At 56.6% G+C, this 22,027-nt stretch carries 23 protein-coding genes; 13 read left to right on the top strand and 10 right to left on the bottom strand.

The genetic code is table 11. The features are described from left to right. Positions 1-201: 201 nt before the first annotated feature. Positions 202-783 (bottom strand): ACP phosphodiesterase, encoded by a 582-nt coding sequence (locus QZQ97_RS12870; protein ID WP_311993710.1) that lies wholly within the window; start codon positions 781-783, stop codon positions 202-204. Positions 784-903: 120 nt separating this feature from the next. On the opposite strand from QZQ97_RS12870, the gene queA reads away from it, so the two are divergent. The 5 genes from queA to secF all read left to right on the top strand — a co-directional run bounded on the left by queA (position 904) and on the right by secF (position 6,389). Further along, entirely contained in the window at positions 904-1,974 is a 1,071-nt protein-coding gene (gene queA, locus QZQ97_RS12865; RefSeq protein WP_004949242.1) for a tRNA preQ1(34) S-adenosylmethionine ribosyltransferase-isomerase QueA, read from the top strand. 72 nt (positions 1,975-2,046) lie between these two features. Further along, positions 2,047-3,171: a tRNA guanosine(34) transglycosylase Tgt gene (gene tgt / locus QZQ97_RS12860; RefSeq protein WP_311993709.1), complete on the top strand. Its 1,125-nt coding sequence runs from the start codon at positions 2,047-2,049 to the stop codon at positions 3,169-3,171. 33 nt (positions 3,172-3,204) lie between these two features. Continuing rightward, positions 3,205-3,537 carry a preprotein translocase subunit YajC gene (gene yajC / locus QZQ97_RS12855; RefSeq protein WP_004949246.1) on the top strand — a complete coding sequence of 111 codons (333 nt, stop codon included), beginning with the start codon at positions 3,205-3,207 and terminating at the stop codon, positions 3,535-3,537. Between the two features lie 25 nt (positions 3,538-3,562). Beyond that, a complete protein-coding gene (gene secD, locus QZQ97_RS12850; RefSeq protein WP_006319753.1) occupies positions 3,563-5,410 on the top strand; it encodes a protein translocase subunit SecD in 1,848 nt (615 codons plus the stop codon). A gap of 10 nt (positions 5,411-5,420) precedes the next feature. Next, positions 5,421-6,389, top strand: coding sequence for a protein translocase subunit SecF (gene secF, locus QZQ97_RS12845; RefSeq protein WP_037432251.1), 969 nt, complete (start codon positions 5,421-5,423; stop codon positions 6,387-6,389). A gap of 78 nt (positions 6,390-6,467) precedes the next feature. On the opposite strand, the gene QZQ97_RS12840 is transcribed toward secF, so the two are convergent. Then, a complete protein-coding gene (locus tag QZQ97_RS12840; protein WP_311993708.1) occupies positions 6,468-7,028 on the bottom strand; it encodes a DUF3251 domain-containing protein in 561 nt (186 codons plus the stop codon). A 185-nt stretch (positions 7,029-7,213) separates the two neighbouring features. Here QZQ97_RS12840 and nrdR point away from each other — a divergent pair, with 185 nt between their 5' ends. From nrdR to pgpA, 6 genes are all read left to right on the top strand, one after another. Next, positions 7,214-7,663: a transcriptional regulator NrdR gene (gene nrdR, locus QZQ97_RS12835; protein WP_004949256.1), complete on the top strand. Its 450-nt coding sequence runs from the start codon at positions 7,214-7,216 to the stop codon at positions 7,661-7,663. Positions 7,664-7,671: 8 nt separating this feature from the next. Then, on the top strand, positions 7,672-8,781 hold the full coding sequence (gene ribD, locus QZQ97_RS12830; protein ID WP_311993707.1) for a bifunctional diaminohydroxyphosphoribosylaminopyrimidine deaminase/5-amino-6-(5-phosphoribosylamino)uracil reductase RibD: 1,110 nt from the start codon (positions 7,672-7,674) through the stop codon (positions 8,779-8,781). A gap of 118 nt (positions 8,782-8,899) precedes the next feature. Next, complete coding sequence (gene ribH, locus QZQ97_RS12825) at positions 8,900-9,370, top strand: 6,7-dimethyl-8-ribityllumazine synthase (RefSeq protein WP_311993706.1); 471 nt, start codon at positions 8,900-8,902, stop codon at positions 9,368-9,370. 20 nt (positions 9,371-9,390) lie between these two features. Then, the gene (gene nusB, locus QZQ97_RS12820; protein WP_006319758.1) at positions 9,391-9,807 is read left to right on the top strand and encodes a transcription antitermination factor NusB; all 417 of its coding nucleotides are present in this window, start codon (positions 9,391-9,393) and stop codon (positions 9,805-9,807) included. Positions 9,808-9,859: 52 nt separating this feature from the next. Further along, complete coding sequence (thiL, locus tag QZQ97_RS12815) at positions 9,860-10,843, top strand: thiamine-phosphate kinase (protein ID WP_311993705.1); 984 nt, start codon at positions 9,860-9,862, stop codon at positions 10,841-10,843. Further along, entirely contained in the window at positions 10,785-11,339 is a 555-nt protein-coding gene (gene pgpA, locus QZQ97_RS12810) for a phosphatidylglycerophosphatase A (RefSeq protein WP_311993704.1), read from the top strand. Before thiL ends, pgpA begins: the two co-directional genes overlap by 59 nt. Positions 11,340-11,385: 46 nt before the next feature. Here pgpA and QZQ97_RS12805 read toward each other — a convergent pair whose 3' ends face one another. The 4 genes from QZQ97_RS12805 to xseB form a co-directional block, all read right to left on the bottom strand. Continuing rightward, positions 11,386-12,360 carry an aldo/keto reductase gene (locus QZQ97_RS12805; protein ID WP_311993703.1) on the bottom strand — a complete coding sequence of 325 codons (975 nt, stop codon included), beginning with the start codon at positions 12,358-12,360 and terminating at the stop codon, positions 11,386-11,388. Positions 12,361-12,468: 108 nt separating this feature from the next. Beyond that, positions 12,469-14,334 (bottom strand): 1-deoxy-D-xylulose-5-phosphate synthase, encoded by a 1,866-nt coding sequence (gene dxs / locus QZQ97_RS12800; protein WP_311993702.1) that lies wholly within the window; start codon positions 14,332-14,334, stop codon positions 12,469-12,471. Positions 14,335-14,368: 34 nt separating this feature from the next. Then, positions 14,369-15,289 (bottom strand): (2E,6E)-farnesyl diphosphate synthase, encoded by a 921-nt coding sequence (ispA, locus tag QZQ97_RS12795; protein WP_311993701.1) that lies wholly within the window; start codon positions 15,287-15,289, stop codon positions 14,369-14,371. A gap of 5 nt (positions 15,290-15,294) precedes the next feature. After that, positions 15,295-15,558: an exodeoxyribonuclease VII small subunit gene (gene xseB, locus QZQ97_RS12790; protein WP_004949276.1), complete on the bottom strand. Its 264-nt coding sequence runs from the start codon at positions 15,556-15,558 to the stop codon at positions 15,295-15,297. 232 nt (positions 15,559-15,790) lie between these two features. On the opposite strand from xseB, the gene thiI reads away from it, so the two are divergent. Next, entirely contained in the window at positions 15,791-17,239 is a 1,449-nt protein-coding gene (gene thiI / locus QZQ97_RS12785; RefSeq protein WP_311993700.1) for a tRNA uracil 4-sulfurtransferase ThiI, read from the top strand. A 143-nt stretch (positions 17,240-17,382) separates the two neighbouring features. Here thiI and yajL read toward each other — a convergent pair whose 3' ends face one another. Together yajL and panE are read right to left on the bottom strand one after the other, a co-directional pair. Then, positions 17,383-17,973, bottom strand: coding sequence for a protein deglycase YajL (gene yajL, locus QZQ97_RS12780; RefSeq protein ID WP_126480670.1), 591 nt, complete (start codon positions 17,971-17,973; stop codon positions 17,383-17,385). After that, complete coding sequence (gene panE, locus QZQ97_RS12775) at positions 17,936-18,847, bottom strand: 2-dehydropantoate 2-reductase (RefSeq protein WP_311993699.1); 912 nt, start codon at positions 18,845-18,847, stop codon at positions 17,936-17,938. The genes yajL and panE overlap by 38 nt, the downstream gene beginning before the upstream one ends. 182 nt (positions 18,848-19,029) lie before the next feature. On the opposite strand from panE, the gene QZQ97_RS12770 reads away from it, so the two are divergent. Next, on the top strand, positions 19,030-19,521 hold the full coding sequence (locus tag QZQ97_RS12770) for a YajQ family cyclic di-GMP-binding protein (protein ID WP_311993698.1): 492 nt from the start codon (positions 19,030-19,032) through the stop codon (positions 19,519-19,521). A 47-nt stretch (positions 19,522-19,568) separates the two neighbouring features. Here the strand turns inward: QZQ97_RS12770 and QZQ97_RS12765 are convergent, their stop codons facing one another. Continuing rightward, positions 19,569-20,933: an MFS transporter gene (locus QZQ97_RS12765; protein WP_311993697.1), complete on the bottom strand. Its 1,365-nt coding sequence runs from the start codon at positions 20,931-20,933 to the stop codon at positions 19,569-19,571. 198 nt (positions 20,934-21,131) lie between these two features. After that, positions 21,132-22,022: a heme o synthase gene (gene cyoE / locus QZQ97_RS12760; RefSeq protein WP_004949283.1), complete on the bottom strand. Its 891-nt coding sequence runs from the start codon at positions 22,020-22,022 to the stop codon at positions 21,132-21,134. Positions 22,023-22,027 lie beyond the last annotated feature (5 nt).

Here is a 22,027-nt window from a genome sequence, read left to right as displayed (position 1 = left end):
GTTGATGTAAAAGCAAGGGCCAGTATAGGGACCAAGACTCGGTGAATAAAGGGTAAAAGACCAATCGATGAGATAGCTTTTACCTATCAAATTCGGTGATTAAATTTGGCAGGCTTTAAAATAACCTTTTCCCGCAAAAGGGCAAGGCTTAAAACCCGGTTTCTTGTAAAGCGTCGCATTTTCAACGGGTTTGGTTTGTGCTTAAAGCTTTTTATCTTTTGCCTGCTGCATCATCTGCGGATAAAAGTGCCAGAACTGTGTTTCAAGCTGATGATAGTGGCGCTCCACGTCGGCGAAAGAGCCGGCCAGAGCCGACAGACGGGGACGACGGCTGGCCATGCCGGCCAATACGGTGCCGATAAACGGCAGTTCGGCGTAACGTTCCAGCCAACGTTCCTGCCATAAATACCCGTTCAAGTTTTGAAAGCGCGGCGGCGTCAGCGGCAAATGCGGAACGATCTGGCTGCGGGCCTCTTGGGTAAAATTGTGCAGGCTGAGGGACGGCTCCAACTGTTGCCAGTGGCGCGCCAGGAAATGATCCCACACCACGTCGAGCGTGATGGGCGCCACGCGGCGGTGTTCGTCGCTGAAGAAGTCACGACAGAGCTTTACCTGCGGCAGGCTGTCGGTCAGTACGTCGACGCGGCGGTGCATCATTATGCCGGCCACTACCTCGGGATTGTACTCGCCTGCGGGGTTGCCGCGCACGAAGTCGGCCAACAGGTTGCCCAGCAGCGAGCTTTCCGCCAACTGAGCCAAATGGAGATGTGCAAGGAAGTTCATCCGGGCATTGTATCCGAAGTCGTGCAAATCCTCCTTATTTCTTGCTGCTGACCGCCCGCGGCTTTAGACTAGGCCGCTTGTTTTTTACCAACCAGTCTTATATTGAAGAAGTGAATACCCATGCGCGTCGCCGATTTTTCCTTTGAACTTCCCGAGTCCCTGATTGCCCATTATCCTCAGCCTGAGCGCAGCGGTTGCCGTTTGCTGCAGCTGGACGGGCCGAGCGGGGCGCTGACGCACGGCGTATTCACCGATCTGCTGGATAACCTGGAAGCCGGCGATCTGCTGGTATTCAACAATACCCGGGTGATCCCGGCGCGCATGTTTGGCCGCAAGGTCAGCGGCGGCAAGATTGAAGTGCTGGTCGAGCGTGTGCTGGACGATCATCGGGTGTTGGCGCACGTACGCGCTTCAAAAGCGCCAAAGCCGGGCGCTGAACTGCTGCTGGGTGATGACGAAAGCGTTGCCGCTACCATGGTGGCGCGCCACGATACGCTGTTCGAATTGCGCTTCAACGATGAACGCGATGTGTTCACTATCCTCAATGCCGTTGGCCATATGCCGCTGCCGCCGTATATCGATCGGCCGGATGAAGACGCCGACCGCGAGCTTTATCAGACGGTTTACAGCGAGAAACCGGGCGCCGTTGCGGCACCGACCGCCGGGCTGCACTTCGATGAGCCGCTGCTGGCTGCGTTGCGCGCGAAGGGCATTGAGATGGCTTTTGTCACCCTGCACGTTGGCGCGGGCACCTTCCAGCCGGTGCGGGTGGAAACCATTGAAGAGCACGTGATGCATGCGGAATACGCGGAAGTTCCGCAAGAGGTGGTTGACGCGGTGTTGGCCTGCAAAGCACGTGGCAAGCGCGTAGTGGCGGTGGGAACGACCTCGGTACGCTCGCTGGAAAGCGCGGCCAACGCCAGCAAGGACGCGCTGATTGCGCCGTTCTTCGGCGATACCAGCATCTTTATTTTCCCGGGTTACCATTATCAGGTGATCGACGCATTGGTGACCAATTTCCATCTGCCGGAGTCGACGCTGATCATGTTGGTATCCGCCTTCGCCGGTTATAAAAACACCATGCATGCTTATCAGCAGGCGGTGGCCGAGCAGTACCGTTTCTTCAGCTATGGCGATGCGATGTTCATCAGCCGTAACCCGCAGGCGGAGCACGAGTCCGTCGGCGCCTGATTCCCCGGGCTGCGCATTTGGCGCGGCCCTGTTTTAACGACATCAGACTGTTTCTCTGATGCTGGAGGTTTTGTGAAGTACGAATTACAAGCAACTGATGGCCGCGCCCGCCGCGGCCGCCTTATTTTTGAACGCGGCGTGGTGGAAACCCCGGCCTTTATGCCTGTCGGTACCTACGGCACGGTAAAAGGCATGACGCCGGAAGAAGTGAAAGAGACCGGCGCGCAGATCCTGCTGGGCAACACTTTCCACCTGTGGCTGCGCCCAGGGCAGGAAATCATGAAACTGCATGGCGATCTGCATGATTTCATGCAGTGGCACGGCCCGATCCTGACCGATTCCGGCGGTTTCCAGGTGTTCAGCCTGGGGGCGATGCGCAAAATTAAAGAGGAAGGCGTTTATTTCCGTAATCCGATTAACGGCGATAAAGTGTTCCTCAGCCCGGAAAAATCGATGGAAATCCAGTATGACCTGGGTTCCGACATCGTCATGATCTTCGACGAGTGTACGCCGTATCCGGCCGACTGGGATTACGCCAAGAGCTCGATGGAGATGTCACTGCGCTGGGCGCAGCGCAGCCGTCAACGTTTTGACGAACTGAAGAATAAAAACGCCTTATTCGGCATTATTCAGGGCGGTGTTTACGAAGATTTACGAGATGTTTCAGTAAAAGGGCTGGTGGATATCGGCTTTGATGGTTACGCTGTTGGCGGCTTGGCTGTAGGCGAGCCAAAAGAGGATATGCATCGCATTCTCGAACATGTTTGCCCGCAAATTCCGGAAGATAAGCCACGCTACCTGATGGGCGTAGGCAAGCCGGAAGATCTGGTTGAAGGCGTGCGTCGCGGTATCGATATGTTCGACTGCGTGATGCCAACGCGTAATGCCCGCAACGGCCACTTGTTCGTGACTGACGGTGTGGTAAAAATCCGTAATGCCAAGCACAAGGATGATACTTCTCCGCTGGATAAAGACTGTGATTGCTACACGTGTCGCAATTACAGCCGTGCCTACTTGCATCATCTCGATCGTTGCAACGAAATACTGGGTGCCCGATTGAATACCATTCATAACCTGCGCCACTACCAACGCCTGATGGCGGGTTTACGCCAGGCTATTGAACAGGGTAAATTAGAGCTGTTTGTTACGGATTTCTACGGTCGGATCGGCAAACCGATTCCACCTTTAAACGCTTGAATTAATAATTGATAACTTAATGAGGGAATTTCAATGAGCTTTTTCATTTCTGACGCCGTCGCATCCGCAGGGGCCCCGGCTCAGGGAAGCCCGTACTCTCTGATCATTATGCTGGTCGTGTTTGGTCTGATTTTCTATTTCATGATCCTGCGCCCGCAGCAAAAACGCGCCAAAGAGCACAAGAAGCTGATGGACTCGATTGGCAAGGGTGATGAAGTGCTGACCACCGGTGGCCTGATTGGCCGCGTGACCAAAGTGGCTGACACCGGCATCATCGCCATTGCGCTGAACGACACCACGGAAGTGATGATCAAGCGTGACTTCGTGGCGGCCGTTCTGCCGAAAGGTACCATGAAGGCCCTGTAATTTTGTTTTCCCGAAGGGAATTGCCGTGCTAAACCGTTATCCTTTGTGGAAGTATCTGATGCTGATCGTCGTGATCATCGTCGGTCTGCTTTATGCGCTTCCCAACCTCTATGGTGAGGATCCGGCTGTACAAATCACTGGCGCGCGCGGTGTCGCCGCCAGTGAAACTACGCTGGACCAAGTCCGTACCGTATTAGAAAAAGACAATATCGCGAGCAAGTCGATTGCGCTGGAAAATGGCGCCATCCTGGCTCGCTTTAAAGATCCTGACGTTCAGTTGCGTGCCCGTGAAGCCTTGATGGCGGAACTGGGCGACAAGTTCGTCGTCGCGCTGAACCTGGCCCCGGCCACCCCGGCCTGGTTGGCCATGCTGGGCGCCGAACCGATGAAACTGGGCCTGGACCTGCGAGGTGGCGTGCACTTCCTGATGGAAGTGGACATGGACACCGCGCTGGGCAAGCTGCAGGAACAAACCATGGATACCCTGCGCAGCGAGCTGCGTGAAAAGGGGATTCCTTATGCGTCTATCCGCAAGCTGGACAACAACGGCGTGGAAGTTCGCTTCCGTGACGATGCCGCCCGCGATCAGGCCATCAGCTACATTACCCCGCGTCAGCGCGATCTGGTGCTTTCAGCCAATGGCACCAACACCCTGAAAGCCAGCCTGACGGATGCCCGTCTGAGCGAAGCGCGCGAATATGCGGTGCAGCAGAACATCACCATCCTGCGTAACCGCGTTAACCAGCTCGGCGTTGCCGAACCGCTGGTGCAGCGCCAGGGCTCTGACCGTATCGTGGTTGAATTGCCGGGTATTCAGGACACCGCACGCGCCAAAGAGATTCTGGGCGCTACCGCTACGCTGGAATTCCGTCTGGTCAACACCAACGCGGATGCGACAGCCGCGGCCAACGGCCGTGTACCGGGTGATTCCGAGGTGAAAAACACGCGCGAAGGCCAGCCGGTAGTGCTGTATAAGCGTGTGATTCTGACCGGTGACCACATCACCGACTCCACCTCCAGTACCGACGAATACAACCAGCCGCAGGTAAATATCTCGCTCGACAGCGCCGGTGGCACGTCAATGTCCAACTTCACCAAGGACAACATCGGCAAACCGATGGCGACCCTGTTCGTGGAGTATAAGGACAGCGGCAAGAAAGACGCCAACGGCCGTGCGGTTCTGGTGAAACAGGAAGAAGTGATCAACGTGGCGAACATTCAGTCGCGTTTGGGCAACAGCTTCCGTATCACCGGTATCGGCAATCCGAACGAAGCGCGCCAGCTCTCGTTGCTGCTGCGTGCCGGTGCGCTGATCGCGCCTATTCAGATCGTGGAAGAACGCACCATCGGTCCAACTCTGGGGCAACAGAACATTACCCAAGGTCTGGAAGCCTGTCTGTGGGGCCTGGTGGCTTCCATCGTGTTCATGGTGGTCTGGTACCGTAAGTTCGGCATGATCGCCACGACGGCGCTGGTTGCCAACCTGGTGCTGATTGTCGGCGTGATGTCCCTGTTGCCGGGGGCGACGCTGACCATGCCGGGCATTGCCGGTATCGTGCTGACGCTGGCGGTGGCGGTCGACGCCAACGTACTGATAAACGAACGTATCAAGGAAGAGCTGAAGAACGGGCGTTCCGTTCAGCAGGCGATCCATGAGGGCTATAAAGGCGCGTTCTCCAGTATCGTCGACGCCAATATCACGACCCTGATCACCGCGATCATTCTGTACGCAGTGGGCACCGGTTCGATCAAGGGCTTTGCGATTACTACCGCAATCGGTGTGGCGACGTCCATGTTCACCGCGATTGTCGGTACCCGTGCCATCGTCAACCTGCTTTACGGCGGCAAACGCATTAACAAGCTGTCTATCTGAGGAGTGCGTTGTGGCACAGGATTATACTGTTGAACAACTCAACTACGGCCGTAAAGTCTATGACTTTATGCGCTGGGATTACGTGGCCTTCGGCATCTCATTGCTGCTGTTGGTCGCGTCAATCGCCACCATGTCGGTACGCGGGTTTAACTGGGGTCTGGATTTTACCGGCGGTACGGTAATTGAAATCAGCCTGGAAAAGCCGGCTAACCTCGATCTGATGCGCGATACGCTGGAAAAAGCCGGGTTCCAGGACCCGATTATTCAGAACTTTGGCAGCAGCCGTGACGTGATGGTGCGTATGCCACCGGCGACCGGCACTGCAGGCCAGGAACTGGGCAATAAAGTGATCGGCGTGATCAACGACGCGGTGGATAAAAACGCCACCGTGAAGCGTATCGAGTTCGTCGGCCCGAGCGTGGGCAGCGAACTGGCGCAGACCGGCGGCATGGCGTTGCTGGTGGCGTTGATCTGTATCCTGATCTACGTCGGTTTCCGCTTCGAATGGCGCCTCGCGCTGGGGGCGGTTATTGCGCTGGCGCACGACGTGATCATCACTATGGGCGTGCTGTCGCTGTTCCATATCGAGATTGACCTGACCATTGTCGCATCATTGATGTCGGTTATCGGTTACTCGCTGAACGACAGTATCGTGGTTTCCGACCGTATTCGTGAGAATTTCCGCAAGATCCGCCGCGGAACGCCTTACGAAATCATGAACGTGTCGTTGACCCAAACGCTGAGCCGTACATTGATGACCTCCGGTACCACCTTGATGGTGGTGCTGATGCTGTACATCTTCGGTGGCGCCATGCTGCAGGGCTTCTCGTTGGCGATGCTGATCGGCGTGTCTATCGGTACCGTATCCTCTATCTACGTGGCGTCCGCGCTGGCGTTGAAACTGGGTATGAAACGCGAGCACATGCTGCAACAGAAAGTGGAAAAAGAGGGCGCAGATCAGCCTTCGATTCTGCCTTAATACGCTGCGTTTTCAGTGAAATAAAAAAGGAGTGCCGTTTGGCGCTCCTTTTTTTTGCCTGCGGCGAGGGATCGCGGATCAGTGTTGCTGAACCACCGCCGGCTGGGCGGTCGGAACGATGCTGTGCAGCCGTACAAAGCCCAGTTGCTCGGGCGTCAGGCCGCTAAAGCGCAGTTCAAAGTTCTGCTCAGGCTTCGGCAACAGCGAGTCTGCACTGGCGACCGGTTGTGACAGCGAGTCGGCGGTTAGCGGTTTGCCGGTGGCGGCATCCAGTTGCCCCCATTCCACCACCGCTTTAAATGCCGGCAGCGAAGCCTGTGAGACGGTACGAACGTGCAGCAATGCCTGGGTGCCATTGGCTTCGGTTTTTACGTGGCTGAGCGACACGCTCAGTTCGCCGATGCTGCTTTGCAGGCGCGCGGCGTTATTGGCCGCAGGCAGCAGGTAGACGCCGCTGGTGGAGTTCTGATTCAGCTGGTTCTGCTGTTCCAGCGCCGTGGCCTGATTGGTCAGGGTGCTTAATTTCTGATTCAGTTCAACCACCTGATGGCGGAGCTTCGGCACCTCGTGAGTTTGTGCGCAGCCCGCCAGCAGAACAAGCGCGCTGAGCAGGAAAACTTTCGGATAAGGGGTTGGCATGGCGGCGATTTCCTATTCAATATCTCCTGTTATCAGCTTAGCCCGCCCGGCGAGGAAAGTCATGCGCGCCGCTGTTTTAGCGCCATTCGGTATCGCGGCTCGCAACAAATGGTCGACGGCCTTTGTTGTGACCGCACTTCGGGTTAAACTGTTCTTAACTATGAAAACGTTTATCAGGACGTGTTATGCATTGCCCTTTCTGCGCCGCCGTTGATACCAAAGTCATTGATTCCCGCCTGGTGGGTGATGGTTCTCAGGTGCGCCGTCGCCGTCAGTGTTTGGTTTGTAATGAACGTTTCACCACTTTTGAAGTGGCTGAGCTGGTGATGCCACGGGTAATAAAAAGCGACGAAGTGCGTGAGCCGTTCAACGAAGACAAACTGCGTCGCGGTATGTTGAAAGCGTTGGAAAAACGCCCGGTCAGCTCCGACGACGTGGAAAATGCGATTAACCACATCAAATCCCAGTTGCGCGCCACCGGTGAACGCGAAGTGCCTACCAAGCTGGTCGGCAACCTGGTGATGGACGCGCTGAAAAAGCTGGATAAAGTGGCCTATATTCGTTTTGCCTCGGTTTACCGCAGCTTTGAAGATATTCGCGAATTCGGCGAAGAAATCGCCCGGCTGCAGGACTAAGGGGTTACATGTATAACGACGAGTTTTATATGGCGCGCGCCTTTGAGTTGGCGCGACTGGGGCGTTTTACTACCGCACCCAACCCGAACGTCGGCTGCGTTATCGTGCGTGACGGCGAAATCGTCGGCGAGGGTTATCACCTGCGCGCCGGCGAACCTCATGCGGAAGTGCATGCTTTGCGCATGGCGGGCGAGCGGGCGCGTGGTGCCACCGCTTATGTCACGCTGGAGCCATGCAGCCATCACGGGCGCACGCCGCCTTGTGCTGATGCGTTGGTCGCCGCCGGCGTTGCCCGCGTGGTTGCGGCGATGCAGGATCCCAACCCAGAGGTTGCCGGTCGTGGCCTGTACAAGCTGCAACAGGCGGGTATAGACGTGCGTCACGGCCTGATGCTGGCCGAAGCTGAAGCGGTGAATCCGGGTTTTCTCAAACGCATGCGCACCGGTTTTCCTTATGTGCAACTGAAGCTGGGCGCCTCGCTCGATGGTCGCACGGCAATGGCTTCCGGCGAGAGCCAGTGGATCACCTCACCGCAGGCGCGGCAGGACGTGCAGCGTCTGCGAGCGCAAAGCGCCGCCATCCTGAGCACCAGCGCCACCGTGTTGGCCGACGATCCGTCACTGACGGTGCGTTGGGATGAGCTGGATGCCGCCACGCAGAGCCTCTATCCGCGTGAACATCTGCGCCAGCCGTTGCGCATTATCCTCGACAGCCGGAACCGCGTAACGCCGCAGCACCGCGTGGTGCAGCAGCCGGGGGCGACCTGGCTGGCTCGGTTGCAATCGGACGATCGGAGCTGGCCGCAGGATGTTGAACAACTGACATTTCCGGCGCACGGCGGCGGGATCGATCTGGTCGTGATGATGATGCAACTGGCGAAACGCCAGGTGAATTCTATCTGGGTAGAAGCCGGCGCTGCACTTTCCGGCGCGTTGTTGCAGGCAGGGCTGGTTGATGAGCTCATTTTGTACATCGCGCCAAAACTCATGGGTGATAATGGGCGCGGCCTGTGCCAGTTGCCGGGTCTTGAACGCCTGGCTGATGCGCCGGAATTTGTCTTCAGCGAAGTGCGGCAGATCGGCCCCGATCTGCGCTTGCGGCTGAAGCCGAAATACTGAATATAACGTCCGCTTGCCGGTCTGATTGGCGTTTTACAAAACCGCCGCGCAGGTAGATAAAGAATGTGATAGAATCCGCCCCCCTGCGGGGTATTGAACCCATTTTTAAGGAAAGCCCATGAAAGTTATCGAAGGTGTTGTTGCTACTCCAAATGCCCGTGTGGCGATCGCAATTGCACGTTTTAACAATTTCATCAACGACAGCCTGCTGCAAGGTGCCATCGACGCACTGAAGCGCATTGGTCAGGTTGCTGACGACAACATCACCGTTGTCTGGGTCCCGGGCGCTTACGAGCTGCCGCTGACTGCTCGCGTGCTGGCCAACAGCGGCAAATACGATGCGATTATCGCGTTGGGCACCGTTATCCGTGGGGGCACCGCGCACTTCGAATATGTAGCGGGCGAAGCCAGTTCCGGCATCGGCAATGTTTCGCTGAACGCTGAAATCCCGGTTGCCTTTGGCGTGCTGACCACCGAAAGCATTGAACAGGCTATCGAGCGTGCCGGCACCAAAGCGGGCAACAAGGGTGCTGAAGCTGCTCTGACCGCACTTGAAATGATTAATGTTATCAAAGCTATTAAAGCCTGAATTTAGTTAAGGGGAATTCCGTGAAACCTGCTGCTCGTCGCCGCGCTCGTGAGTGCGCTGTTCAAGCGCTTTACTCTTGGCAGTTGTCTAAAAATGACATTGCCGATGTTGAACACCAGTTCCTGACGGAGCAAGATGTCAAAGATGTGGACATCGCCTATTTTCGGGAGCTGCTGTCCGGCGTGGCGGTGAATGCGGGTCTGCTGGATGGCCTGATGGCACCTTTCCTGTCGCGTCAGCTCGAAGAGCTGGGCCAGGTAGAAAGAGCCGTCCTGCGTATTGCTCTGTTTGAGCTGAAAATGCGTGAGGATGTGCCTTACAAAGTGGCTATCAACGAAGCGATCGAACTGGCGAAAACCTTCGGCGCCGAAGACAGCCACAAGTTTGTGAATGGCGTGCTGGATAAAGCAGCACCAAGCATCCGCAAGAAAAAATAAAAAATTAAGGCCGGCATCTCCGGCCTTAATTTCTTCTATTGGAATATCAACCATGGCATGCGGCGAATTTGACCTCATTGCCCGCTATTTTGACCGGTTTAAGAGTCTGCGCCGGGACGTACAGTTGGGCATTGGAGATGACTGCGCACTCCTGACAGTGGCAGAAAAACAGCTTTTGGCCGTCAGTACCGACACCCTGGTTTCGGGCGTTCACTTCCTGCCGGATATCGATCCGGCCGATCTCGGCTACAAAGCACTGGCGGTCAACCTGAGCGATCTGGCGGCAATGGGCGCCGATCCGGCCTGGCTTTCACTGGCGTTAACCTTGCCTGATGTGAATGAGCCCTGGCTGAAGGCGTTCAGCGACAGCCTGTTCGAACAGCTTAATTATTATGGCATGCAGTTGATCGGCGGCGACACCACGCGCGGCCCGTTGAGCATGACGTTAACCATTCATGGCTTGATCCCGGCCGGCCGGGCGTTGACCCGCAGCGGTGCGCGCATCGGCGATTGGATTTACGCTACCGGTACGTTGGGCGACAGCGCCGCCGGCCTTGCGATCTTGCAAAATCGCCTGCAGGTAGCGGATGCCGACGCACGCGATTACCTGATAGGCCGCCATCTGCGGCCGCAGCCGCGAGTGTTGCAGGGGCAGGCGCTGCGTGATTTAGCCAGCTCGGCGATTGATATTTCCGACGGGTTGATCTCCGATCTGAAGCACGTGCTGAAAGCCTCCGAGTGCGGGGCGCGCATCGATCTGGATGAGCTGCCGCTGTCGCAGGTATTGAGCAGCCACGCGGATGCTGAACAGGCGCTGCGCTGGGCGCTGACCGGCGGTGAAGATTACGAACTGTGCTTTACGGTGCCGGAAATCAACCGTGGCGCGCTGGAAGTGGCACTGAGCCATCTGGGCGCGGATTACACCTGTATTGGCCAGATTGGCCCGCTTTCCGAAGGCATTAAATTCTACCGCAACGATGAAGCGGTGGAGCTGTCCTGGAAGGGCTTCGATCATTTCAGCGCGGAGCAGGCGTAACATGGATGAAGCTAAACGCCGTCTGCGGATGAGCAATCCGTGGCACCTGCTGGCCACCGGTTTCGGCAGTGGCCTGTCACCGGTGATACCGGGCACCATGGGGTCGCTGGCGGCTATTCCGTTCTGGTTGTTGCTGATCCAACTGCCGTGGCAGCTCTATTCGCTGCTGGTGATGTTCAGCATCTGTATCGGCGTTTATTTGTGCCATCAGACGGCCAAAGACATGCGGGTACACGATCACGGCAGCATCGTCTGGGACGAGTTTGTCGGCATGTGGATCACGCTGATGGCGTTGCCGGTCAACGATTGGCAGTGGGTAGCTCTGGGCTTTGTGATTTTCCGCGTTCTCGACATGTGGAAACCCTGGCCGATCCGCTGGTTCGATCGTAACGTGCATGGCGGTATGGGCATCATGGTCGACGATATCGTCGCCGGGGTGCTTTCGGCCGGCATCATCTATCTGATTGGCCACCACTGGCCGCTTGGGCTGTTTTGATTGCGGGGGCGCAGTGCAACACTGCTGCGCCCTTGAAACCTCCGCGTTATTCAAACCCCGTCACGTGATGCGGCACATAGGCCGTTTCCAGCTCGGCAATCTCTTCCGGCGTTAACGTCAGATCGACGGCGGCCACGGCGTCTTCCAGGTGTTCGTGGCGCGATGCGCCGATAATAGGAGCACTGACCACCGGTTTGCTCAACAGCCAGGCCAGCGCAACCTGCGCGCGCGATACACCGTGTTCTTGTGCAAGGGTGGCGACGCGTTCGGCGATAATGCCATCGATACCTTCGGTTTCGTCATACAGATTTTTGCCGACCTGATCGGACACCAGCCGTGCGGTGGTTTCACCCCAGGGGCGAGTCAGACGACCGCGTGCCAGCGGGCTCCACGGCAGCACCGCGATGCCTTCGGCGGCGCACAGCGGATGCATTTCGCGCTCTTCCTCACGTTGAATCAGGTTGTACTGATCCTGCATGCTGACAAACCGCGTCCAGCCATGCAGATCGGCGGTGTACAACGCTTTGGCGAACTGCCAGGCATACATCGACGACGCGCCTATATAGCGCGCTTTACCGGCCCTGACCACGTCATGCAGCGCTTCCAGCGTTTCTTCAATGGGCGTTTCATAATCCCAACGGTGGATTTGCAGCAGATCGACATAGTCGGTGCCCAATCGTTTCAGACTGTCGTCGATAGACTGCATGATTTTGGCGCGCGACAGCCCGCGTTCCAGATTACTCAGGGGGAAATAGACTTTGGTGGCGATCACCACTTCATCACGGCGCGCGTAATCCCGCAGTGCCCGGCCGACGATCTCCTCGCTGCTGCCGTCTGAGTAGCTGTTGGCGGTGTCAAAGAAATTGATGCCGGCGTCCAGTGCCTGTTTCAGTAGCGGGCGGCTGCTTTCTTCCGGCAACGTCCAGGCGTGGTTGCCGCGGTCGGGTTCACCGTAGGTCATACAACCCAGGCAGATGCGCGAGACGTTCAGATCGGTGTTGCCCAGTTTCAGATACTTCATGCTTGCCTCCAGATGTCAGCACAGATCTATAACTGTAGTGGATTATCGGAATGGCCGAGACGAAAACGCCCCCGCAAAGCGGAGGCGTCGGTCAATCAGGCGCGGGGATTATTGTGCCAACCAGGCGTCGATCTGTCGCCGTATGCCGGCGGCATCCAGGCCCAGATCGACGCGGACCTCTTCCTGGCTGCCTTGTGATACAAAGCTGTCCGGCAGGCCGATATTCAGTACCGGCACTGCCCGGCGTTTGGCCATCAGCAGTTCGTTCACGCCACTGCCGGCGCCGCCCATAATGGCATTCTCTTCCAGCGTGACCAGCACCTCGTGGCTGGCAGCCAGTTCCAGCACCAGTTGTTCGTCCAGCGGTTTCACGAAACGCATATCCACCAGCGTGGCATTGAGGGCTTCAGCCACCTGAGCCGCTTCCGGCAGCAGGGTGCCGAAGTTCAGAATCGCGACCTTTTCACCTTCCCGGCGCACCACACCTTTGCCGATCGGCAACGCGCCAAGCGGTTCCAGCGGCGCACCGGTGCCGTTACCCCGCGGATAACGGACGGCGCTTGGGCCTTCGTTATAGTGATAGCCGGTGTACAGCATCTGGCGGCACTCGTTTTCGTCACTCGGCGTCATGATCACCATGGTCGGGATACAGCGCATGAACGACAGATCGAACGCTCCCTGGTGAGTCTGGCCGTCGGCACCGACGATGCCGCCGCGATCGATGGCAAACATCACCGGCAGTTTTTGGATTGCCACGTCGTGGATCAGTTGATCGTAAGCCCGCTGCAGGAAGGTGGAGTAAATCGCCACCACCGGCTTGTAGCCGCCAATCGCCAGACCGGCGGCAAAGGTGACCGCGTGTTGCTCGGCGATCGCCACGTCGAAATATTGCTGCGGATAGTCGCGGGAGAATTGCACCATACCGGAGCCTTCGCGCATAGCCGGGGTAATGGCCATCAACGAGCTGTCTTTGGCGGCGGTTTCACACAGCCAGTCGCCAAAGATTTTCGAATAGCTCGGCAGACCGCCGGCGCTCTTCGGCAGCGTGCCGCTGGCGGGATCGAACTTCGGCACTGCGTGGAAGCTGATCGGATCTTTTTCCGCCGGTGCGTAACCGCGGCCTTTTTTGGTCATGATGTGCAGCAACTGCGGGCCTTTCAAGTCACGCATGTTTTTCAGCGTGGCGACCAGCCCCTGGACATCGTGGCCATCAACCGGGCCGATGTAGTTAAAGCCCAGTTCTTCGAACAACGTACCCGGTACCACCATGCCTTTCAGGTGTTCTTCGGTGCGTTTGACCAGCTCTTTGATCGGTGGCAGGCCGGACAGCACTTTTTTGCTGCCTTCGCGCAGGGTGGAATAGAGCTTGCCGGAAAGCAGCTGCGCCAGATGATTGTTCAGGGCACCGACGTTTTCGGAGATCGACATTTCGTTATCGTTCAATACCACCAGCATATCCGGGTTGATGTCCCCAGCGTGGTTCATGGCTTCAAACGCCATGCCGGCGGTGATCGCGCCATCGCCAATCACGCAGACCGTGCGGCGATTTTTTCCTTCACGTTCCGCCGCGACCGCCATGCCGAGGCCGGCACTGATCGAGGTAGACGAGTGGCCAACCGACAGCACGTCATATTCACTCTCAGCGCGCCAGGGAAAAGGGTGCAGGCCATTTTTTTGACGGATGGTGGAAATCTTGTCGCGACGGCCGGTCAGAATTTTATGCGGGTAGGCCTGGTGACCAACGTCCCATACCAGATGATCGAACGGTGTATTGTAAACATAGTGCAATGCTACCGTCAGTTCGACGGTACCCAGCCCGGACGCAAAGTGGCCGCTGGAGCGGCTGACGCTGTCCAGCAGGTATTGCCGCAGTTCGTCACACAGCTTCGGCAGGCTCTCTTTTGGCAGCAAACGGAGTTCATCAGGATTTTCCGCTAGCGCCAAGGTCGGGTATTTGGCTATATCAAGACTCATTCGATACTCATATCAGAGGAGTTAACGTCACACGTTAATTGTCGCGTTCAATAATGAAGCTGGCTAACGCTCGCAATGGCGCTGTGTTATAAGATTGCGCTGCCAAAGTGTCTAATGCAGCTAAAGCTTCCTGATAGAGATCCCACGCTTTTGCTTTCGCGCTGTCAAGCCCGAGCAAAGCTGGATAGGTGCTCTTTCCGTGTTGCTGGTCCGCTCCCTGACGTTTACCGATTTTCTCGGTTTCGCCGACAACGTCCAAAATGTCATCCTGCACCTGAAACGCCAGGCCGATCGCTGCGGCGTAACGGTCAAGCTGCGGCAGCGCTGCACGGCCAGGCTCACCGGCAGCCAGAGCCCCGAGGCGAACCGCCGCGCGGATTAACGCGCCGGTTTTGTGGCGGTGGATTTGCTCCAGCGCAGGCAGATCGATTTGCCGCCCTTCAGCTTCGAGATCCAACGACTGGCCGCCGCACATGCCGGCCACGCCGCTGGCGGTCGCCAGTTCGGACACCATCGCCAGCCGATCGCGCAGCGCCACGTCGGGCATGTCGGCATCGGCCAGAATGGAAAATGCCAGTGTCTGCAGCGCATCACCCGCCAGGATCGCGCTGGCTTCACCAAATTTGATATGGCAGGTCGGCTGACCGCGACGCAGGTCATCATCGTCCATTGCCGGCAGATCGTCATGGATCAACGAATAGGCATGGATGCATTCTACCGCAGCGGCCGGTACATCCAAATTATTCAGTGAAACGCCAAACATTTGCCCGGTGGTATACACCAGGAACGGGCGAAGACGTTTACCGCCCAGCAGCGCGCCATGACGCATTGCGGCCACCATGTTGCCGTCGTTGAACGGCAGCGGTGCGATAAAATCCAGCAGCGTGCGGTCGGCCCGTTGGCGAAAAGCCTGTAACTGCTCAGAAAAAGCGGTCTGTTGGACGATCTCAGACATGACGATTACTCTGCATCCGGGGTGAAAGGCGCCAGCGCGGCGTCATCGGCGCTGTCGTTAAGTAAAATTTGCACGCGCTGCTCGGCCTGTTGCAGTTTTTGTTGGCCCTGACGCGCCAGTTGCACGCCGCGTTCGAATTCATTCAGCGCATCTTCCAACGGTAACTCACCCGATTCCAGACGCGTCACGATGTTTTCCAGTTCGCTGAGGGAACTTTCAAAGCTGATGCTTTGCTCTGTACTGTCTGATTGTGCAGGTTTTTTCGGCATAATTTTCTTTTTACATCATCATGTGAACAGTGGCGCCAGAGCCTATCCTAGCGGATCTTGATTAGCAAATCATGGCGCGCATGTGTGGTTTTGTGCACCGAGCCTCACCAGATAGTGATATACTCCGCGCCGCAAATGCGATTGATAAAACATTCGGCAGTGCCGTTGGTTTTATCAATCGCATATACATTGTAAATCCTTTTCCCTCGTAATTCTGACAATAAAGACCGCCATGAAGTTTATCATTAAATTGTTCCCGGAAATCACCATCAAGAGTCAATCTGTGCGTTTGCGCTTCATCAAGATTCTCTCGACCAATATCCGCAACGTCCTGAAGCAGTATGATGAAACGCTGGCGGTTGTCCGTCATTGGGATCATATCGAAGTTCGCGCCAAAGATGAAAACCAGCGGCCGGTGATAGCGGACGCGCTGACGCGCATTCCCGGTATCCACCATATTCTGGAAGTGGAAGACCGCGGCTACACTGATATTCACCACATTTTCGAGCAAACGCTGGAAGCTTACCGCGAGCAGCTTGAGGGGAAAACCTTCTGCGTGCGCGTCAAGCGCCGCGGCAAGCAGGACTTCAACTCGCAGGACGTGGAACGTTACGTCGGCGGCGGTTTGAACCAGCACATCGAAAGTGCGCGCGTTAAGCTGTCGCACCCGCAGGTGACGGTCAATCTGGAAATCGAAGACGACAAGCTGATGCTGGTAAAAGCGCGCCGCGAAGGCATCGGCGGTTACCCGGTGGGTACTCAGGAAGACGTGTTGTCGCTGATTTCCGGCGGTTTCGATTCTGGCGTTTCCAGCTATATGTTGATGCGTCGCGGTTGCCGCGTACATTACTGCTTCTTCAATCTGGGTGGTGCGGCACATGAAATTGGCGTCAAGCAGGTGGCGTATTATCTGTGGAACCGTTTCGCCAGTTCGCACAAGGTGCGCTTTGTCGCCATCGATTTCGAACCCGTGGTCGGCGAAATCCTGGAAAAGGTCGACGATGGCCAGATGGGCGTGGTGCTCAAACGCATGATGGTGCGCGCCGCCTCGCAAGTCGCAGAACGTTATGGCGTACAAGCATTGGTGACCGGCGAGGCGCTGGGCCAGGTGTCCAGCCAGACGCTGACTAACCTGCGTTTGATCGACAATGCGTCCGATACTCTGATCCTGCGTCCGCTGATTTCACACGACAAAGAGCACATTATCAAAGTGGCGCGCGAGATTGGCACCGAAGACTTTGCCAAGACCATGCCGGAATACTGTGGTGTTATCTCGAAAAGCCCGACGGTAAAAGCGATCAAAGCAAAAATTGAAGAAGAGGAAAGTCACTTCGATTTTTCCATTCTCGATCGCGTGGTGAGTGAAGCGAAGAATGTCGATATCCGTACCATCGCCGAACAGGCGCAGGAACAGGTTGCTGAAGTAGAAACCGTGGCGGCCTTTGGCGCTGACGAAGTGATCCTGGATATCCGTTCTAACGATGAGCAGGAAGAGAAGCCGCTGAAGCTGGAGCAGGTTGAGGTGAAACCGCTGCCGTTCTACAAACTCAGTACGCAGTTTGGCGACCTGGATCAGAGCAAAACCTATCTGCTGTACTGCGATCGTGGCGTGATGAGCCGTCTGCAGGCGCTGTACCTGCTGGAGCAGGGGTTTACCAACGTCAAAGTCTATCGCCCTTAAATCCCCGTTTCTGTGCGGGGAATCCCAATAGATTTCGAGCTGTAGCTAGGCGGCAACCGAACACATTCCCAGGAGCTTACTTGAGTAAGTGACTGGGATCGGTGAGGACAGCCAACAACGCTACAGTTCGAAAGATGAAGGGATTAGTCGCGGAAGTCGTACATGCCCGGTATCAGCACCAGTTGCGCCGCGATTTCCGCCGCTTTCGCTTTACCCAGCAACAAATCAATCAATTTCAGTGCAAACTCCATCGATGTTCCCGGCCCCTGGCTGGTGAGCAGGTTGACGCGCGCATCGTATACCACGCGCCGCTCCATCCATTTGTCTGCCGGGATCTGATCTTTCAAGCCGGGGAAACCGGTCATATTGCCGATGGGGAACAGATCGTGGTGTTGCAATACCAGGGCCGGCGCCGCACAGATGGCGGCGACGATGTTGCCCTGCAGATGCATCTGACGCACTTTCTCTACCAATAGCGGGCTGTCGCGGAAACACTCGGCGCCCTTCAGGCCGCCAGGCAGCACGATGGCATCGAAGGGATCGTCCACAATCGACACCAGCGGCGCATCCGCCAGCAGCTTCACGCCGCGTGAACAGACGATAGTCAGGTCACCGTCACCGGCCACGCTGGCGGTAGTGACGTTGACGCCCGCTCGCACCAGAAGATCGATGGTGGTGACGGCTTCGGTTTCTTCGCTACCAGGTGCCAGGCAGACCAGCGCCGATACGCTCATATTCATTTTCCTTTCGCTTAATCAATTCAAACAGCCGGGCGTTCTCCGGCAGAATCATGCCGTGGCTGCGCGCGCGGCGCAGCAGGTAGCCGGTAATGTAGTCGATCTCGGTATGCCGCTGGGTGCGGACATCCTGCAGCATCGAAGAGATGTTATCCGCCGTGCTCTGAATCACCTCCATCACATACTGCCGCAGCCCTTCGCATGAGGTGTGGTAGCCTTCCATTTCCATCACGCTGGAGACTTCGCGGCACAGGGCTTCGATTTGCTCCGGGTAGCGTTGGAGCTCGCCATTACGGCAGTTATACAGCGCCGTCAGTGGGTTAATCACGCAGTTGACTGCCAGCTTGCGCCAGTTTGCTGAAGCAATGTTGTTGTGCCAAGCCACATCGGGCAATGCCTGATGCAACACTTCCGCCAGATGGCTGAGGTGTATCGCCGCCGGCGATGTCGGGCCGATATGCGTGGTGCCGCCGGCAACATGGATAATAGTGCTGCCTTCGTGTCGTGCCGCGTGGGTTGTGGTGCCCTGCAGGATCGGTTGATGGTTCGGCGGCAGCTCATCCTGAGTGCCCATGCCATTATGCAGCAGTAGAATGGCGCAACGCGGGTTCAACCTGGGCAGCAGCGCACTGACGGCGCCGGAAACCTGCCAGGCTTTCAGCGTGACCAGCAACAGTTCGCTTTGGGCCAGATGTTCGGGATCGTTGGTGGGCAAATTACGGTTGAACGAGATGCCCTCAGGCTCAATCACGTTCACTGCGCAGAAGGGTTGCGGCACCCGCAGCCATCCCTGTACATCGTGGCCCTGCTGATAAAGCCTGGAAAGCCACAGTTGTCCGAGCGCGCCGCAACCAAGAATAGTTATTTTCATCCAGTCTCCTTGGGGTAACGGGAATACCGCTCACTTACTGCCGTATAATTATAGACTTTTCTGCTATCCGGCGAGTTATATGCCGGTAGGTTCAGCAGATTTTGCCTGGAGCGCTAAAGCGGTTATCATGCTCGGCATCGAAATCGCCTATCGCATTAGGCTCTAATTCAGGAGGAAGAAGTATGCCATCTTTCGACATTGTTTCCGAAATTGATATGCAGGAAGTGCGTAACGCCGTTGAGAACGCCACGCGCGATCTCGGCACTCGCTGGGATTTCCGCAACGTACCGGCCAGTTTTGAGCTGAACGAAAAAGATGAAAGCATCAAAGTCGCCAGCGAATCTGATTTCCAGGTGCAGCAACTGCTCGATATTCTGCGTGAGAAACTGAGCAAGCGCAGTATCGATGGCGGCGCGCTGGAGATCCCGGACGAAATGACCCACAGCGGCAAAACCTACAGCGTGGAAGCCAAGCTGAAGCAGGGTATTGAAAGCTCGCAGGCGAAGAAAATCGTCAAGCTGATCAAAGACAGCAAGCTGAAGGTGCAGGCACAAATTCAGGGCGATGAGGTCCGCGTTACCGGCAAGTCACGCGACGATCTGCAAGGGGTGATGGCGCTGGTGCGCGGCGCCGATCTGGGGCAACCGTTCCAGTTCAAGAACTTCCGCGATTAACTTTTCCGCGAAGATATTACCGAGGGCCAGCTTGCTGGCCCTTTCTGTTACAGCGAATTTACCAGCGCTTCCAGCTGGCCACGGTTGGTCTGTTTGGTATCGACCTTCACGTAGGCGCTGCGCTCTTCGGGCACTACAATCGCTTCCGCCACGCCAGGCTGGGCCTTCAGACGACTTTCCAGCGCAGAGTCCTTCACCGCCAGTTCCGACAACGTAATGCGCAGGCTGCTGACGTACGGGGGTTCTTGCATGGTGCTGCTGACCAGGAACCACACTGCGGCGATAACCGCACCGGCGATAAAGACCAACCCTGCGCCTTGCAGGCCGTACAACAAGCCACCCAAACTGCCGCCAATCGCCACACCGATAAACTGACTGGTGGAGTAAACCCCCATAGCGGTACCTTTGTAGCCGGCCGGAGATTCTTTGCTGATCAACGAAGGCAGAATCGCTTCCATCACGTTAAAGGCCATGAAGAACAACTGCACGCCGGCAATGATGCCCCACAGGTGGGCGCCGGATAACCACAACAGCACTTCGGCGCAGAACAGAACCGCCACACACCCCATAAACACCTGCTTCATGCGGCGTTTCATTTCGGCATAAATGATAAAAGGCACCACGGCGGCGAAAGAGACCAGCATGGTGACCAAATAGACGATCCAATGCTGGCTTGCCGCCAGGCCGGCTTTTTCCATCGCCAGCGGCAGGGCTACGAAGCTGGACATCAGCAGGATATGCAAACACATGATGCCGAAATTCAGTTTCAGCAGACGGGAGTTGCTCAGCACCTTGCTGAAGCTGCCGCGCACGATGCTCGATTCACGGTTCAGTACGTGGCTGTCGGCGGAAGGCACGACTGCGAGAGTAATCACGATACCGGCCAAGGCCAGCGCGGCAATCATCCAAAATAGCGCATGCAGGCCGAAAGCATGGGTGACGATCGGGCCGACGACCATGGCAATGGCAAAGGTGATGCCGAAACTGACGCCGATAAACGCCATCGCTTTGGTGCGGTTCTGCTCGCGGGTCAGGTCCGACAGCAATGCCATCACCGCCGCTGCGATAGCACCGGAGCCCTGCAATGCCCGGCCCAGGATAACGCCCCAAATGGAGTCGGTGACTGCGGCGATAACGCTACCCAGTGCAAAGATCAATAGCCCGCCGACGATCAGCGGCTTGCGGCCGATGCGGTCGGAAATCAGGCCGAAGGGGATCTGAAACACCGCTTGAGCCAGGCCGTAGATGCCGATGGCGATACCGATCAGCGTTTCGCTGGCGCCGTTTAACGCCATACCGTAGGTGGTCAGAACCGGCAGCACCATAAACATGCCAAGCATGCGCAGTGAAAATACCGTCCCTAATCCCCAGGTCGCCCGTCGTTCCTGCGGGGTCATTGCATTGTCGTTCATTAAAACCTCATTAAAAGCCATTCCAGCAGGTTATCGGCGATAACGCCTGGTGGGATAGCTTCTGAAAAGCTGCGTCATTTTAGTGTGAAGGGCAGGGGGGGTAAATCGAATGTTGTTTAACAGATATTACAGTTCGGCGGCTTTTCGGCGAGACAAATAAAATGGGCCGCTAAGCGGCCCATTTACAGACGATTTGGCTTACCAGACGTAGGTCATCAGCGTCTCTGGCGATGCCGTGGCGCTGAAGTCGATAGACATCATCACGCTCAGCGAAGTGATGGCAACAATGGAGAACACAAACAGCTTGCGTGCCCAGATGCTGTCATTTTCGGTTTTGTAACCACGCAACGCCATACCCAGCCACCATACGCTTACCGCCGCAGCGACGATCAGGTATTTGTAGCCGGCGTAGCCGCTCAGGGTCAGCATCAGCGTAGCAATCATAAACGCCAGAATGTAGACCGTGATGTGGTTCTTCGCCACGGAAATGCCTTTGACCACCGGCAGAACCGGAATGTTGGCCGCCTGGTAATCTTTAAAGCGGAAGATGGCAATCGCATAGGAATGCGGCATCTGCCACAGGCTAAAGATAGCCAGCAGGATCAACGCACCGGCATCAAACTCGTTGGTCACCGCGCAGTAACCGATAACCGGTGGCGCAGCGCCCGACAGGCTGCCGATCAGCGTGCCGTATACCGAGTGGCGTTTCATGTACAGGCTGTAAACGCCGACATAAACCACGAAGCCCATCACCGCCAGCCACATGGCCAGCGGGTTGGCGCCGATATACAGCAACACAAAGCCCGCAATACCCAGAACGGTAGCATAAACCAGGGTCACACTCGGCGCGATCAGGCCTTTCACCAGCACCCGGTTCTTCGTTCTCTCCATTTTCTTGTCGATGTCGCGGTCAATGTAGTTGTTAAACACACAGCCCGAAGCGACAACCAACGAGACACCCACCAGGGTGGCGAGAAACAGGGGATAGTCGATGCTTCCTTTGGAAGCGAGCAGGAATCCCCCTACGACAGAAATTAAATTGCCGAAAATAATTCCTGGTTTAGTTACTTGCAGGTATTGCTTAATCATCACGT

The sequence above is a fragment of the Serratia sp. root2 genome, from assembly GCF_031931805.1.
Taxonomy (GTDB): domain Bacteria; phylum Pseudomonadota; class Gammaproteobacteria; order Enterobacterales; family Enterobacteriaceae; genus Serratia; species Serratia inhibens.
Note: the sequence above shows the minus strand (reverse complement) of the source record. Positions and strands in the feature narration are given on the sequence as shown.

What these genes read in the sequence shown, in the direction of transcription:
- ribH (WP_311993706.1), top strand. Translation starts at nt 8,900, where the DNA reads ATGAAAGTTATCGAAGGTGTTGTTGCTACTCCAAATGCCCGTGTGGCG.
- thiL (WP_311993705.1), top strand. Translation starts at nt 9,860, where the DNA reads ATGGCATGCGGCGAATTTGACCTCATTGCCCGCTATTTTGACCGGTTT.
- queA (WP_004949242.1), top strand. Translation starts at nt 904, where the DNA reads ATGCGCGTCGCCGATTTTTCCTTTGAACTTCCCGAGTCCCTGATTGCC.
- yajC (WP_004949246.1), top strand. Translation starts at nt 3,205, where the DNA reads ATGAGCTTTTTCATTTCTGACGCCGTCGCATCCGCAGGGGCCCCGGCT.
- QZQ97_RS12765 (WP_311993697.1), bottom strand. Translation starts at nt 20,933, where the DNA reads ATGAACGACAATGCAATGACCCCGCAGGAACGACGGGCGACCTGGGGA.
- QZQ97_RS12805 (WP_311993703.1), bottom strand. Translation starts at nt 12,360, where the DNA reads ATGAAGTATCTGAAACTGGGCAACACCGATCTGAACGTCTCGCGCATC.
- thiI (WP_311993700.1), top strand. Translation starts at nt 15,791, where the DNA reads ATGAAGTTTATCATTAAATTGTTCCCGGAAATCACCATCAAGAGTCAA.
- yajL (WP_126480670.1), bottom strand. Translation starts at nt 17,973, where the DNA reads ATGAGCGTATCGGCGCTGGTCTGCCTGGCACCTGGTAGCGAAGAAACC.
- nrdR (WP_004949256.1), top strand. Translation starts at nt 7,214, where the DNA reads ATGCATTGCCCTTTCTGCGCCGCCGTTGATACCAAAGTCATTGATTCC.
- pgpA (WP_311993704.1), top strand. Translation starts at nt 10,785, where the DNA reads ATGAAGCGGTGGAGCTGTCCTGGAAGGGCTTCGATCATTTCAGCGCGG.
- cyoE (WP_004949283.1), bottom strand. Translation starts at nt 22,022, where the DNA reads ATGATTAAGCAATACCTGCAAGTAACTAAACCAGGAATTATTTTCGGC.
- xseB (WP_004949276.1), bottom strand. Translation starts at nt 15,558, where the DNA reads ATGCCGAAAAAACCTGCACAATCAGACAGTACAGAGCAAAGCATCAGC.
- ribD (WP_311993707.1), top strand. Translation starts at nt 7,672, where the DNA reads ATGTATAACGACGAGTTTTATATGGCGCGCGCCTTTGAGTTGGCGCGA.
- panE (WP_311993699.1), bottom strand. Translation starts at nt 18,847, where the DNA reads ATGAAAATAACTATTCTTGGTTGCGGCGCGCTCGGACAACTGTGGCTT.
- ispA (WP_311993701.1), bottom strand. Translation starts at nt 15,289, where the DNA reads ATGTCTGAGATCGTCCAACAGACCGCTTTTTCTGAGCAGTTACAGGCT.
- QZQ97_RS12870 (WP_311993710.1), bottom strand. Translation starts at nt 783, where the DNA reads ATGAACTTCCTTGCACATCTCCATTTGGCTCAGTTGGCGGAAAGCTCG.
- QZQ97_RS12840 (WP_311993708.1), bottom strand. Translation starts at nt 7,028, where the DNA reads ATGCCAACCCCTTATCCGAAAGTTTTCCTGCTCAGCGCGCTTGTTCTG.
- QZQ97_RS12770 (WP_311993698.1), top strand. Translation starts at nt 19,030, where the DNA reads ATGCCATCTTTCGACATTGTTTCCGAAATTGATATGCAGGAAGTGCGT.
- dxs (WP_311993702.1), bottom strand. Translation starts at nt 14,334, where the DNA reads ATGAGTCTTGATATAGCCAAATACCCGACCTTGGCGCTAGCGGAAAAT.